Here is a 13,342-nt window from a genome sequence, read left to right on the forward strand (position 1 = left end):
CGCTCGACACCGCGGCCGGCGCGGCATGAGCGGGCGCCGTCCGTCGTCGACCCGCTTGCCGAACGCGGTCCTACGTCGCGGAGCGCACTCGTCCGTCACCGAGCGCGCCCGCCCACGCACGGCGCTCGGCGACGAGCAGCCGCGCTCGGCGACGAGTGGCAGCGTTCGGCGGCGAGCACCCGCGCTCGGCCGCGAGTGGCCGCGCTCGAGGACGAGTGGCAGCGCTCGGCGGCGAGTGGCCCCGCTCGGGCAGACGACGGGCGTGCGCCGGCCAGGGCCGGAGTGACGCAACGCAGCACCCGTCGGCGGCGAACGGGCGAACGCCTGCAGGCGAACGGGTCCGGCATGCGGGTCGCAAGAGCCGTCGTCGGCTGGCGTCGTTACCATGCAACCGTGCCGCACGCTCCTGACGACCTCCTGAGGTCGACCCTCGCAGCCGTCGCCCCTGGCGGCGAGCTCCGCGACGGGCTGGAGCGGATCCTGCGGGGCCGCACCGGCGCGCTGATCGTCCTCGGGTTCGACAGGACGGTCGAGAGCATCTGCTCGGGCGGCTTCGTGCTCGACGTCGAGTTCTCCGCCACCCGCCTGCGCGAGCTGGCCAAGATGGACGGCGCGGTCGTCGTCGACGCGGGCATCTCGCGGATCGTGCGCGCGGCCGTGCAGCTGCTGCCGGACGTGACCATCGAGACCTCGGAGTCGGGCACCCGGCACCGCACCGCCGAGCGCGTGGCCAAGCAGACCGGCCTGCCCGTCGTCTCGGTCTCGGCGTCGATGCGGATCATCGCCCTGTACGTCGGCGGCCAGCGGCACGTCATCGAGGACTCGACCACCATCCTGTCCCGCGCCAACCAGGCCCTGGCCACCCTCGAGCGGTACAAGTCGCGGCTCGACGAGGTCAGCGGGACGCTGTCCGCCCTCGAGATCGAGGACCTGGTGACCGTCCGCGACGTGTCCGCGGTGGTCCAGCGCCTCGAGATGGTCCGCCGCATCTCCGAGGAGATCGAGGGCTACGTCGTCGAGCTGGGCACCGACGGCCGACTGCTCACGCTGCAGCTGGACGAGCTGGTCGGCGGCATCGGGTCCGACCGCGCGCTGATCATCCGCGACTACGTCGACACCAGCCGCCGCGACGTCGACTCCGTGCTGGACGCCCTGGCCGAGCTCGACTCGACCGAGCTGCTGGACAACGCCCGCATCGCCAGCGTGCTCGGCCTGCCCGGCGGCGGCGACGCCCTCGACGCGGCTGCCGGTCCGCGCGGCTACCGCCTGCTGTCCAAGGTCCCCCGCCTGCCCGGCGCCATCGTCGACCGGCTCGTCGCGCACTTCGGCGGTCTGCAGAAGCTGCTCGCGGCGGGCATCGACGACCTCATGGCCGTCGACGGCGTGGGCGAGCAGCGCGCCCGGGCCGTGCGCGAGGGCCTCTCGCGGCTGRCCGAGTCGAGCATCCTCGAGCGGTACGTCTAGCTCGAGGCGCCGGCCTCGGACGCCTGGCGTCGTCGCGCCCAGGCCCAGTCGACCACGACGGCCAGCGCGATCAGCACCAGCATGATCCAGAACGAGCGCCGCTGGGACACCCACAGGTCGACGACGAACCAGACGAGCACCACGCCCGAGACCGCGACGGCCACCGCGGTCAGCGCCGGCGAGGCGCCGAGCTCGGTCCGCAACCGGAACGCCGCCACGGCCACGAGGACGAACACCGCCAGCGACACCGCGCTGCCGACCGAGGCGAGCGCGCCCACGCTGAGCCCGGTCACCAGCAGAGCCATGAGCCCGGCCGTGATCAGCAGGCCGCCGTGCCGGCCCAGCCGGGTCCCCGGGCCGAACGCCGGCGGGAACGTCCCGGAGCCGGCCAGCGCGCGGGTCAGCCCGACGGAGCTGTAGAGCATCGCGGTCACGGTCGAGGCAGTCGCCAGCAGCGCCGCGCACGTCATCATCACGTACCCGGCCTGCCCCAGCGTGGGTTCCGCGGCGACCGCCAGCGCCCGCGGCCCGGCGGCGATCACCTCGGAGACCGGGAGCGTCCCGAACACGCACACCGCGACTGCCACGTAGAGGACGGTGGTGAGGGCCAGCGCCGCGTACATCGCGACGGGCAGCTGGCGCCGCGGCTCGGCCATGTCGTCGCCGACGAACGAGATGACCGCGAAGCCGAGGTAGGCGAAGAACGTGAGGGCGATGCTGGCCACGATGTCGTTCACGCCTGGATACGTGCTCGGCGCCAGGAACGCGAAGTCGACCTGCGGGAGCGTGCCGACGACGAACACGGTGAACACGACCAGGAGCAGGCCGACGATCGCCGACTGCACCCGGTCGACCAGACGCGGCCCGGCGACCGTGAGCCACGCCCCGAACACCACCAGCGCGACGGCGCAGAGCTTGGACAGCCAGCCGCCCGACGGTCCGTCGGCGATCACCACCGCGGCGTAGTCGCCGAACGAGGCGGCGACCATCGCGCCCACGACSACGATCGCSGTGAGGTACCCGAGCCACGCGGCGACCCCCACCACGCGGCGGCTGCGGTAGCCGTGCTGCAGGTACACGATCAGCCCGCCGGAGGACGGCCAGCGCATGGCGAACTTCACCAGCGTGTAGCCCAGCGTGGCCGACATCGCCCCGGCCAGCAGGAACGAGAGCCACACCGCGGACCCGGCGACCTCGCCGGCCTGCCCGAGGAGCGCGAAGATCCCCGCGCCGACCATCGCACCCACCCCGAGCACGACGGCACCCCGCACGCTCAGCTGCGCGTTCGCCGCCGGAGCGGGATCGGACATGGACTCTCCCTCGGGTGCTACAGCCGTGCCGCGGTCGGCACGCTCGACCCTAGCCGCGCCGGTGGGAGCCGCGGAGGGGTATGGCTGGTCAGCCGAGCCCGAACACGGCCGGCGGCGCGACGGCCCCGGCCAGGGTGAGCTGCGCGGAGTACGTCCCGGCACCGGGAGCGGGCAGCCCGGCCGGGCAGCCCTCCGCCGACCGGACCCGGTTCCAGGCGAACGGTGTGGTGTCGTTGCCGCCGCCGGGCAGCAGCAGGGTGCGGGACTCCGTGCCGGGGACGATGCAGTCGCGGTTCGACCAGACGCGGTCGGCGCCGGAGGTGATGACGATCTCGCGCTGGGCCTCGCCGGCGTCGACCAGGCAGGGGTCGCTGCCCGTGTTGGTGATCGACACCGTGAACGTCGCGCTCACCCCGGCGGCGTAGGACTCGGCGTCCGGCGTCATGGCGACGACGAGCCCCGTCGCGTCGCAGTCGGCGACCCCGGAGTCGTCGGTGGTGGGCGTGGTGCTCGGCTGGGCCTCGGCCGGAGCGGACTGCGCCGGCGACGACGTCTGGGCGGCGGGGGCGCCGTCCCCGTCGTCGCCACCGCGGCCGGCCACCAGCCACACGACGACGAGGATCACCAGCAGCGGGATGCCCAGCACGACGAACCGACGCACCCAGTAGACCCGGCCCGGGAGTCGTCGCGACTCGCTCATGCGTCCTCCGGCCGATCTCGGGTGCACCGCGTGACATCGCGGCGCGACCACCGTAGAGGCACGGCCTGCCGGGCGCCCGGCCGACGCGCGGGGCCGCTCGGAGTGCGAGACGCACGATCGCCCGGCCCGGCGCCCGCCACGACGACGAGGCGGACGACGACGCGGGTCGGGGTCACCTGAGGCAGGATGCTGCGGTGCCGCCGTCCCCCGCCGAGCTGCGCGAGCCGGTGCTCGCGTGGTTCGACGAGCACGCGCGCGACCTGCCGTGGCGGGCGGCCGACCGGACGGCGTACGGCGTCCTGGTCAGCGAGGTCATGCTGCAGCAGACGCCGGTCGTCCGGGTCGAGCCGGCGTGGCGCGCGTGGATGGCGCGGTGGCCGACTCCCGCGGACCTGGCCGCAGCGTCGACCGGGGACGTGCTGCGCGCCTGGGACCGCCTGGGCTACCCACGGCGCGCGCTGCGGCTGCAGGAGTGCGCTCGGGCGGTCGTGGAGCGGCACGGCGGCGAGGTGCCGGCTGACGAGGGCGCCCTGCGCGAGCTCCCCGGGATCGGCTCCTACACGGCGGCCGCGGTGCTGGCGTTCGCGTACGGCAAGCGGTCGGTCGTGCTCGACACCAACGTTCGGCGCGTGCTGGCCCGAACGGTCGACGGAGTCGCGCTGCCGGCCCCGAGCCAGACGGTGGGTGAGGTCCGCCGCGCGACGGCGTACGTCCCCGACGACGACGCGACGGCCGCCCGCTGGGCCGCGGCGTCGATGGAGCTCGGCGCGCTCGTCTGCTCCGCCCGCTCGCCGCGCTGCGACGCGTGCCCGGTCCGGGACGTGTGCGCCTGGTACGCCGCCGGCCGCCCCGCCGACGAGCACACCGGCCGGCGGCGGACCCAGACGTTCGAGGGCACCGACCGGCAGGTGCGGGGACGCGTCATGGCCCTGCTGCGCGAGGCCCTCGGCCCCGTCCCGGCCGCCGCGGTCGACGCCGCCTGGCCCGACGCACGCCAGCTGGCGCGCTGCGTCGACAGCCTGGTCGCCGACGGGCTGGTCACGCGCGTCCCGGCCGTGAGCGACGAGGACCCCCCGTCCTACCGGCTGCCGTCCTGACCGCGTGACTGCCGGCGCTCCCACTGCTCCTTGGTGATCTCGTACTTCGGTCCGCCGAGCTCGGAGCCCTCGACGGCGAGCATGTCGTCCGGGGTGGCCAGGATCTCCGTCACCGTCATGTCGACCTTCTCCATCACCTTCTGCGACGCGAGGTTCAGGGACATCGTCGCGCCCCAGACCACGCGCACGTCGAGCTCGGAGAACGCCTTGCCGACCAGCGCGGACGCGACCTCGGTGGCATACCCCTTGCCCCACGCCTCCTGGCGCAGCCGGTACCCGAGCTCGACCTCGTCCAGCGGGCCCTCCCGTTCGGGTCGCAGGCAGAACCACCCGACGAACGCGCCCCCGTCCTTCTCCTGAGCCGCGAACAGCCCGAAGCGGCCTTCCCACCTCTCGTAGCCCGCGAGGATGCTCGGCAGGACCAGGTCACGGACGAACTCCGGCGCGGTCGGCTCGCCCCCGGACAGGAAGCGCATCACCGCCGGGTCGCTGTCCAGCTCGATCAGGAGGTCGGCCTCGTCGGCCGTGAAGGGACGCAGGACCAGGCGATCGGTCGCCAGATAGGTGCTCACGCGGCAAGCCTGCCCGAGCGGCACGAGACGGCCCAGGCTTTTCCGCCGCCGCGCGCGACTCCCGCTCACGACGACCCCGCATGGGAGCATGCGTCATGGCGAGCGCCCCCGACGACCTGCACCGGACGCGCTGATGCGACTCCTCGAGCTCCCGGCGCACGACATCACCTCGTTCGACAGCGCCGGCGTCGTGATGCAGCTCCTCCCCGCGGTCGGCGGGACCTCGGTGCACGTGGCCCGCCTCGCAGCGGGCGGCACGCTCGGCCGGCACCCGGCCGTGCGCCGGCAGCTCTTCGCGGTCGTCGCGGGCGAGGGCGAGATCCAGGTCGACGACGAGCCGCGCCGGCACGTCGGTCCGGGCACGCTCGTCCTGTGGGAGCCGGGCGAGTCGCACCAGACGTGGGCGACGACCGACCTCTTGGCGGTGATCGTCGAGACCACCGACGAGGTGGACCTGACGCACCACCCCGAGGTCAGTCGAGGTTGATCAGCATCCGCGTGTTGCCCAGGGTGTTCGGCTTCACGCGCGCGAGGTCCAGGAACTCGGCGACGCCGTCGTCGTGCGAGCGCAGCAGCTCGAGGTAGACGTCGGGCGTCACGGGCGTGCCCTCGATGACGTGGAACCCGTGCGACTCGAAGAAGGCGACCTCGAAGGTCAGGCAGAAGACCCGTCGCAGGCCCATCTCCCGGGCACGCTCGAGCAGCGCGTCCAGCAGCGCGTGACCCACGCCGGCGCCGCGCCAGCCGCGGTCGGCGGCCAGCGTGCGGATCTCCGCGAGGTCCTGCCACATGACGTGCAGGGCGCCGCAGCCGATGACGGTCCCGTCGTCGGCCTCGACGACCAGGAACTCCTGCACGGCCTCGTAGTACCCGACCCACTCCTTGGCCAGGAGGATCCGCTCCTGGGCGTAGGGCTCGACGAGGGCGCGGATGGCGCGGACGTCGGCCGGCAGGGCGGGGCGGACACGGAAGGACATCGGGCCAACCTACTGGCGAGGTCGGCCCGGACCGCGGAACGGCCCGGCCCACGAGACGGGCGCGTGACCGCGGTCAGACCCGCGTGCGCATCCGGCCCCGGTGGGGCGGCTCGGCCGCCTCGAGGAGCCCGGTCGCCGTGATCTCGTCGACCACGAGGTCGGTGACCACCCCGGCGCGCAGACCGGCGAGCAGCGGCGCGACCTTGTTGTCGCCGGCGACGACGCAGACGCGCCGCGGGATCCGCTGGAGCTCGACGGGGGTCGGCCCGGTGGCCCGCTCGTTGAGGTGCACGTCCTGCCAGGACCCGTCGGCGCGCAGGAACACCGTGCACACGTCGCCCACGACGCCCTCGTCGTGCAGGTTCTTGACGTCGGCGTCGTCGAGGTACCCGGCCGAGTAGACGTGCGACGGGACGGCACCGGCGACGGCCCCGACCGAGAACACGGCGATGTCGGCCCGCCGCTGCATGTCGAGCACCCGGCGGACGGACCGCTCGCGCCACATCGCGGCCTTGGTGTCGGGGTAGTCGAAGAACGCGGGCACCGAGAAGTGGTGCACGGCGGCGGCGAACGCGGTGCCGAACGTCGAGATGAGGTCGCTGGCGTACTCGATCCCGCTCGTGCGCATGTTCGCGGCGCCGTTCAGCTGGACGACCGCGGACCCCCGGGTCGGCTTCGGCGCGAGGTACCGGGACACGGAGGCCAGGGTGGTGCCCCAGGCGACGCCGAGCACCATGTCGGAGTCGAACCACGAGGACAGCAGCCTGGCGGCCGTGATGGAGACCTGGTCGAGGCGCTCGATGTGGCTGGCGGAGTCCGGCACGGGGACGACGTACGTGTCGATGCCGAACGTCGCGGCGATGGTGCGGCCGAGCCCGGGTGCACGGGTGCTCGCGGGCCGGAGCGTGATCTCGACCAGCCCGGACTGCCGCGCGCGCTTGATCAGGCGGGAGACGGTCGACCGCGAGGTGCCGAGGTGGCGGGCGATGACCTCCATCTTGATGTCCTGCAGGTAGTACATGGACGCCGCCCGGAGGACGTCCTGCTCCCGTTCGATGTACATCGGCGCCCCCTCCAGTACGCGGACGAAAGTTGCACGTTTGTGCAGCCAGGTTGCGCGTTCGTTCGCCTGGTGACGACGATAGCGAGCAAGCCCGTACCGGGCGAGTGGGACAACGCGGACAACAGAACCACCGGGGGTACACGGATGAGGACGGCGCCGCTGACGGCCCAGGCACGACAGGACGCACTCGACGCCATGCGCGTCAGTGGGGAGCGAGGGAACGAGCTCGACGTCCTGGTCATCGGAGGCGGCGTCACCGGCGCTGGGATCGCCCTCGATGCCGTGAGCCGAGGACTCTCCACCGCGATCGTCGAGGCCCAGGACTGGGCGAGCGGCACCTCGAGCCGCTCGAGCAAGCTCGTGCACGGCGGCCTGCGCTATCTGCAGATGCTCGACTTCCACCTGGTGCGCGAGGCGCTCACCGAGCGTGACCTGCTGATCAACCGCCTCGCGCCGCACCTGGTCAAGCCCGTCAGCTTCCTGTACCCGCTGGAGAACCGCGTCTGGGAGCGTGCCTATGTCGGCGCCGGCGTGGCCCTGTACGACACCCTCGCCTCGGTCACCGGCTCGAGGCGCGCCCTCCCGATCCACCGCCACCTGACCCGCAAGGGCATGGAGCGCCTGTTCCCCGACCTGCGGCACGACGCCGCGATCGGCGCGGTCCGGTACTGGGACGCGAGCGTCGACGACGCCCGTCTCGTCGAGACCCTGGTCCGCACCGCCGTCAGCTACGGCGCGTACGCCGCGACCCGCACGCAGGTGCTCGACCTGCAGACGACGACCGGCGGTGCGGTCACCGGCGCCGAGGTCATGGACCTGGAGACCGGCGAGCGGATCGACGTCCGCGCCCGGGCCGTCATCAACGCCACCGGCGTCTGGACCGAGCAGACCGAGTCGCTCGCCGGGGCCGAGGGTGGCCTGCGCGTGCTGGCCAGCAAGGGCGTGCACATCGTCGTGCCGCGCAGCCGGATCGCCGGCGACGTCGGGCTGATCCTGCAGACCGAGAAGTCGGTGCTGTTCATCATCCCGTGGTCGCGGTACTGGGTCATCGGCACCACGGACACACCGTGGGAGCAGGAGCTCATCCACCCGGTCGCCACCGCCGCGGACATCGACTACGTCATCGAGCACGCCAACGCGGTGCTGTCGCGGCCCATCACGCGCGAGGACATCATCGGCACCTGGGCCGGCCTGCGCCCGCTGCTGCAGCCGCAGGTCAAGGCGGGCACCAGCAGCGCGAAGGTGTCGCGCGAGCACACTGTCGCCTCCCCCGCGCCGGGCTTCACGGTCATCGCCGGCGGCAAGCTGACCACCTACCGCGTGATGGCCAAGGACGCGGTCGACTTCGCCATCGGCAGCCGGGCCACCAGCCTGCCGTCCATCACGCACGACCTCCCGCTGGTCGGCGCCGAGGGGCTGCAGGTGTTCCAGCGGCAGGCCCGGGCGATCAGCCACAAGTACGGGTGGAGCCGGCCCCGCATGGACCACCTCCTGCACCGGTACGGGTCGCTGCTGGGCGAGCTCATCGACCTGGTCGACGCCGACCCGGCGCTGGCCGAGCCGCTGAAGAACGCCGACGCGTACATCGGCGCGGAGATCGTCTACGCGGCCAGCCACGAGGGCGCCCTGCACCTGGACGACGTGCTGATGCACCGGACCCGGCTCAACTACGAGCAGGTGGACAAGGGTGTCGGCGCGCTCGAGGAGATCGCGGACCTCGTCGCCCCGGTCCTCGGCTGGGACGCCCACAAGCGCAGCCAGGAGATCGAGGCGTACCGGGCCCGGTGCGAGGCGGAGGACGCAGCCGCGCAGGAGCAGGACGACGTCGAGGCAGTGAAGGCGCGACTCCGCGCGGCCGACCTGTCGCCGATGGTCCCCGAGGGGACCTGAGCACCACCTCAAGACTCCCCGCGGTCCTCCGCGGGGCGCACGTGACAACGACGTCCGTCAGAAAGGGTCGACAGTGGACTACACAATGGGAGAGGTCTTCCTCTCCGAGGTTCTCGGGACCGGCATGCTGGTGCTGCTCGGTACCGGCGTCGTCGCGAACGTCATCCTGCCGAAGAACAAGGGCTTCGACGGTGGCTGGCTGCTCATCAACTTCGGATGGGGCCTCGCGGTCTTCGCTGGTGTCTACACCGCCTTCAAGTCGGGTGCACACCTCAACCCTGCGGTGACCATCGGCATCTGGGCGAGCGGGGCGGCGGACTTCGCGCCGGGTGTTCCCGTGACAGCGGCCAACGGCTTCCTGTACGTCACAGCCCAGATGGCCGGAGCGGCCCTGGGTGCACTGTTCTGCTTCATCGCCTACAAGAAGCACTTCGACGAGGACGCCGACGGCGCCACCAAGCTCGCAGTCTTCTCGACCGGCCCGGCGATCCGCTCGTACGCGTGGAACTTCATCACGGAGGTCATCGGCACGTTCGTGCTGGTCTTCGTCATCCTGGCGTTCGGCAAGACGCCCTCGGGTCTCGGCCCGCTCGCCGTCGCCCTGCTCGTCGTCGGCATCGGCGCCAGCCTCGGTGGCCCCACCGGCTACGCCATCAACCCTGCACGTGACCTCGGCCCCCGTATCGCACACGCCCTCCTGCCCATCCGGGGCAAGGGCTCCAGCGACTGGGCGTACTCCTGGGTCCCGGTCTTCGGCCCGCTCGTCGGTGGCGTCATCGGCGGACTCGTCGCGCACGCCTACATCGGCTGAGACCGAGCACCCGCACCACCCGTCGTCCCGTCCGGACGGCGCCACCAACCCCCCGGTGAGCGCCGTCCGGATCCCCAGAACCACCCGGAGGAATCTTCACCATGCCCGACACCAAGTACGTCCTTGCCATCGACCAGGGCACCACGAGCTCCCGAGCGATCGTCTTCGACCACTCCGGCCAGATCGTCGAGACCGGGCAGATCGAGCACGAGCAGATCTTCCCGCGCGCCGGCTGGGTCGAGCACAACGCCGAGGAGATCTGGAAGAACGTCCGTGAGGTGGTCGGTCTCGCGCTGACCCGTGCCAACCTCACGTACAAGGACCTCGCCGCGGTCGGCATCACCAACCAGCGCGAGACGGCCGTCGTCTGGGACCGGACCACCGGCAAGCCCGTCTACAACGCGATCGTCTGGCAGGACACGCGCACGCAGAAGATCGCCGACGAGCTGGGGGCGCTCGGGGGCGGCGCAGACCGCTACAAGGCCAAGGTCGGCCTGCCGCTGGCCACCTACTTCTCGGGCCCGAAGGTCAAGTGGATCCTCGACAACGTCGAGGGTGCCCGGGCCAAGGCGGAGGCCGGTGACCTGGCGTTCGGCAACACCGACTCGTGGGTGCTGTGGAACATGACCGGCGGGGTCGACGGTGGCGTGCACGTCACGGACCCGACCAACGCCTCGCGCACCATGCTCATGGACCTCGAGACGCTGACGTGGGACGCGGACATCGCCGCGGACATGGGCATCCCGCTGTCGATGCTCCCCGAGATCAAGTCGTCGTCCGAGGTGTACGGCACCGGCCGCGAGGGCGGCATGGTCCCGGGCGTCCCGATCGCCGGCATCCTCGGCGACCAGCAGGCGGCCACGTTCGGGCAGGCGTGCTTCGAGGTCGGCATGGCCAAGAACACCTACGGCACCGGCAACTTCATGCTCATCAACACGGGCACGTCGCCGGTCCCGTCGAAGAACGGCCTGCTGACGACGGTCTGCTACAAGATCGGCGACCAGCCGACCGTGTACGCGCTCGAGGGCTCGATCGCGGTGAGCGGCTCGCTGATCCAGTGGCTGCGCGACAACCTCGGGCTGATCTCGACGGCGCCGGAGATCGAGGAGCTGGCCAAGACCGTCGACGACAACGGCGGCGCCTACTTCGTGCCGGCGTTCTCGGGCCTGTTCGCGCCGTACTGGCGTTCCGACGCACGTGGCGCCCTCGTCGGCCTCACGCGGTACGTCAACAAGGGGCACATCGCCCGGGCCGCGCTCGAGGCGACGGCGTTCCAGACCCGCGAGGTGCTGGACGCGATGAATGCCGACTCGGGCGTCAACCTGACCGAGCTCAAGGTCGATGGAGGCATGGTCCAGGACGAGCTGCTCATGCAGTTCCAGGCGGACATCCTCGGCGTCCCCGTGGTCCGGCCGAAGGTGGCGGAGACCACCGCCCTGGGCGCGGCCTACGCGGCCGGCATCGCCGTCGGGTTCTGGAGCGGCGAGCAGGACGTCATCGACAACTGGGCCGAGGACAAGCGCTGGGAGCCGGCGATGGCCGACGACGAGCGGGACCGTCAGTACCGGAACTGGAAGAAGGCCGTCACCAAGACCTTCGACTGGGTGGACGACGACGTGAGCTGATCGTCCGATCGACGGGCGAGGGCCGGGGCGCGACGAGGCACCCCGGCCCTCGTCGCGTCAGTCCTCGTCCGATGCGGCGTGCACGCCGTGCGCCGCATGGGCGCCGGTGTGCGTGCCCTCGGGCACCACGTCGACGGCGGCTTCGGCCGTGTGTGCGCCGGTCTTGTCGAGCGCGGCGCCCTCGATGTCGACGTTGGGGATGATCCGGTCGAGCCAGCGCGGCAGCCACCAGGCGGACTTCCCCAGCAGGGTCATCGCCGCCGGGATCATGGTCATCCGGACCACGAGGGCGTCGAAGAGGATGCCGATGGCCAGCGCGAACGCGATCGGGCCGATCTGCGCGGAGCCGCTGAACACGAAGCTCGAGAACACCGAGATCATGATCAGCGCGGCAGCCAGCACCACGCGGGCGCCGTGGGCGAACCCGAGCCGGACCGACGTGGTCGGGTCGGCGCCGTGCACGTGCTCCTCGCGCATCCGGGACACCAGGAAGACCTGGTAGTCCATGGCCAGCCCGAACAGCACGCCCACCAGCAGGATCGGCAGGAAGCTGAGCAGCGGGCCCGTCGAGTCGACGTTGAACACGCTCGACAGCCAGCCCCACTGGAACACCGCGGTCGTCGCGCCGAACGCCGCCGCGATGGTCAGCAGGAAGCCGAGCACCGCGGTGACGGGCACCAGCAGCGACCGGAACGCGACGAGCAGCAGCACGATCGCCAGCCCGACGACGATGAGCAGGAACAGCGGGAAGGCGTCGGCCAGCTTCTGCGTGATGTCGATGTTCGCCGCCGAGGCGCCCGTGACCCACAGCTGCGTGCCGGTGGACTCCTCGAGCTCCGGGCGGGCGTCGCGGATGGCGTGGACCAGGTCCGCGGTGACAACCGAGTCCGGCGCGCCCGTCGGGATGACGACGACCAGCGCGGCCTCCGCACCCTCGGTGGCACCCGGTGCGGCGATCGGCGCCGCGTAGGCCACGTTCGGCAGGGCCGCGACCGTCGTCGTGACCTCCACGACCGCGCTCGACAGCGCGGACGGGTCGTCCTTGGCGTCGACCAGGACGACGAGCGGGCCGTTGAAGCCCGGGCCGAAGCCCTCGGCCAGCATCTCGAACGCCTGGCGGTCGCCCGAGCCCTCGGGCTCCCGGCCGGCGTCGGGCAGGCCGAGGCGCAGGCTCAGCGCCGGGATGGCGATCGTGAGCAGCACGACCGCACCGACGAGCAGGGTGATGATCGGGTGCGTCGTGACCAGCGTGCCCCAGCGGTTGCGCGCCGCGCGGGAGTGCTCGGCCTGCCGCATCGCGCGGCCCCGCGGCCGCAGCCGCTCGCCGGCGAAGCCCATGAGCGCGGGGAGCAGCGTGACGGCGACGAGCACCGCGACGACGACGGTCCCGGCGGCGGCCAGGCCCATGGCCGCCAGGAACGGGATCCCCGTGATCGTCAGGGCCGCGAGCGCGATGACCACGGTGGTGCCGGCGAACACGACGGCGCTGCCCGCGGTGCCGACGGCGTGCCCGGCCGACTGGAGCGGGTCCATCCCGTCGGCCAGCTGCTGGCGGTGCCGGGACAGCAGGAACAGGGCGTAGTCGATGCCGACGGCCAGGCCGAGCATGAGCGCGAGCGTGAGCGTCGACGACGAGATCTCCGTGATCCCGGACAGCGAGAGCACGCCCGCGACGCCGATGCCGACGCCCAGCAGGGCGGTGAGGATCGGCATGCCGGCGGCGAGCAGCGACCCGAACGTCACCACGAGCACCACGAGGGCGACGACGAGCCCCAGCGCCTCGGTCGGACCCGCCAGCTTCAGCGGTTCGGTGAACGGCCCACCCGCCAGGGC

At 72.3% G+C, this 13,342-nt stretch carries 12 protein-coding genes; 6 read left to right on the forward strand and 6 right to left on the reverse strand.

From position 1 onward, the window contains the following. Positions 1–345: 345 nt before the first annotated feature. Positions 346–1,464, forward strand: coding sequence for a DNA integrity scanning diadenylate cyclase DisA (gene disA, locus ACXJKG_RS13265; protein WP_456846223.1), 1,119 nt, complete (start codon positions 346–348; stop codon positions 1,462–1,464). Here the strand turns inward: disA and ACXJKG_RS13270 are convergent. Together ACXJKG_RS13270 and ACXJKG_RS13275 are read right to left on the reverse strand one after the other, a co-directional pair. Beyond that, positions 1,461–2,774: an APC family permease gene (locus tag ACXJKG_RS13270; RefSeq protein WP_456846224.1), complete on the reverse strand. Its 1,314-nt coding sequence runs from the start codon at positions 2,772–2,774 to the stop codon at positions 1,461–1,463. The genes disA and ACXJKG_RS13270 overlap by 4 nt on opposite strands. An 88-nt stretch (positions 2,775–2,862) precedes the next feature. Beyond that, complete coding sequence (locus ACXJKG_RS13275; protein WP_456846225.1) at positions 2,863–3,474, reverse strand: hypothetical protein; 612 nt, start codon at positions 3,472–3,474, stop codon at positions 2,863–2,865. A 194-nt stretch (positions 3,475–3,668) separates the two neighbouring features. Between ACXJKG_RS13275 and ACXJKG_RS13280 the strand changes: the two genes are divergently transcribed. Continuing rightward, complete coding sequence (locus ACXJKG_RS13280; protein ID WP_456846226.1) at positions 3,669–4,571, forward strand: A/G-specific adenine glycosylase; 903 nt, start codon at positions 3,669–3,671, stop codon at positions 4,569–4,571. On the opposite strand, the gene ACXJKG_RS13285 is transcribed toward ACXJKG_RS13280, so the two are convergent. Continuing rightward, the gene (locus tag ACXJKG_RS13285; RefSeq protein WP_456846227.1) at positions 4,553–5,143 is read right to left on the reverse strand and encodes a GNAT family N-acetyltransferase; all 591 of its coding nucleotides are present in this window, start codon (positions 5,141–5,143) and stop codon (positions 4,553–4,555) included. The genes ACXJKG_RS13280 and ACXJKG_RS13285 overlap by 19 nt on opposite strands. 133 nt (positions 5,144–5,276) lie before the next feature. Between ACXJKG_RS13285 and ACXJKG_RS13290 the strand changes: the two genes are divergently transcribed. Beyond that, positions 5,277–5,630 (forward strand): cupin domain-containing protein, encoded by a 354-nt coding sequence (locus ACXJKG_RS13290; protein ID WP_456846228.1) that lies wholly within the window; start codon positions 5,277–5,279, stop codon positions 5,628–5,630. Here ACXJKG_RS13290 and ACXJKG_RS13295 read toward each other — a convergent pair. Both ACXJKG_RS13295 and ACXJKG_RS13300 read right to left on the reverse strand, forming a co-directional pair. Beyond that, positions 5,617–6,120 (reverse strand): amino-acid N-acetyltransferase, encoded by a 504-nt coding sequence (locus ACXJKG_RS13295; protein ID WP_456846229.1) that lies wholly within the window; start codon positions 6,118–6,120, stop codon positions 5,617–5,619. The genes ACXJKG_RS13290 and ACXJKG_RS13295 overlap by 14 nt on opposite strands. Before the next feature lie 73 nt (positions 6,121–6,193). Then, positions 6,194–7,183: a sugar-binding transcriptional regulator gene (locus ACXJKG_RS13300; protein ID WP_456846230.1), complete on the reverse strand. Its 990-nt coding sequence runs from the start codon at positions 7,181–7,183 to the stop codon at positions 6,194–6,196. Between the two features lie 144 nt (positions 7,184–7,327). On the opposite strand from ACXJKG_RS13300, the gene ACXJKG_RS13305 reads away from it, so the two are divergent. From ACXJKG_RS13305 to glpK, 3 genes are all read left to right on the forward strand, one after another. Continuing rightward, positions 7,328–9,073, forward strand: a complete 1,746-nt coding sequence (locus ACXJKG_RS13305; protein ID WP_456846231.1) for an FAD-dependent oxidoreductase — start codon at positions 7,328–7,330, stop codon at positions 9,071–9,073. Positions 9,074–9,158: 85 nt separating this feature from the next. Further along, positions 9,159–9,884, forward strand: a complete 726-nt coding sequence (locus tag ACXJKG_RS13310) for an MIP/aquaporin family protein (RefSeq protein ID WP_456846232.1) — start codon at positions 9,159–9,161, stop codon at positions 9,882–9,884. 101 nt (positions 9,885–9,985) lie between these two features. Beyond that, entirely contained in the window at positions 9,986–11,509 is a 1,524-nt protein-coding gene (gene glpK, locus ACXJKG_RS13315) for a glycerol kinase GlpK (protein WP_456846233.1), read from the forward strand. A 57-nt stretch (positions 11,510–11,566) separates the two neighbouring features. Here glpK and ACXJKG_RS13320 read toward each other — a convergent pair. Continuing rightward, positions 11,567–13,342 (reverse strand): MMPL family transporter (locus ACXJKG_RS13320; RefSeq protein WP_456846234.1); only part of this gene is annotated, 1,776 nt, incomplete at its 5' end.

The organism is Cellulomonas sp. P5_C6, assembly GCF_054049635.1.

What these genes read in the sequence shown, in the direction of transcription:
- ACXJKG_RS13305 (WP_456846231.1), top strand. Translation starts at nt 7,328, where the DNA reads ATGAGGACGGCGCCGCTGACGGCCCAGGCACGACAGGACGCACTCGAC.
- ACXJKG_RS13300 (WP_456846230.1), bottom strand. Translation starts at nt 7,183, where the DNA reads ATGTACATCGAACGGGAGCAGGACGTCCTCCGGGCGGCGTCCATGTAC.
- ACXJKG_RS13275 (WP_456846225.1), bottom strand. Translation starts at nt 3,474, where the DNA reads ATGAGCGAGTCGCGACGACTCCCGGGCCGGGTCTACTGGGTGCGTCGG.
- glpK (WP_456846233.1), top strand. Translation starts at nt 9,986, where the DNA reads ATGCCCGACACCAAGTACGTCCTTGCCATCGACCAGGGCACCACGAGC.
- ACXJKG_RS13310 (WP_456846232.1), top strand. Translation starts at nt 9,159, where the DNA reads ATGGGAGAGGTCTTCCTCTCCGAGGTTCTCGGGACCGGCATGCTGGTG.
- ACXJKG_RS13295 (WP_456846229.1), bottom strand. Translation starts at nt 6,120, where the DNA reads ATGTCCTTCCGTGTCCGCCCCGCCCTGCCGGCCGACGTCCGCGCCATC.
- ACXJKG_RS13290 (WP_456846228.1), top strand. Translation starts at nt 5,277, where the DNA reads ATGCGACTCCTCGAGCTCCCGGCGCACGACATCACCTCGTTCGACAGC.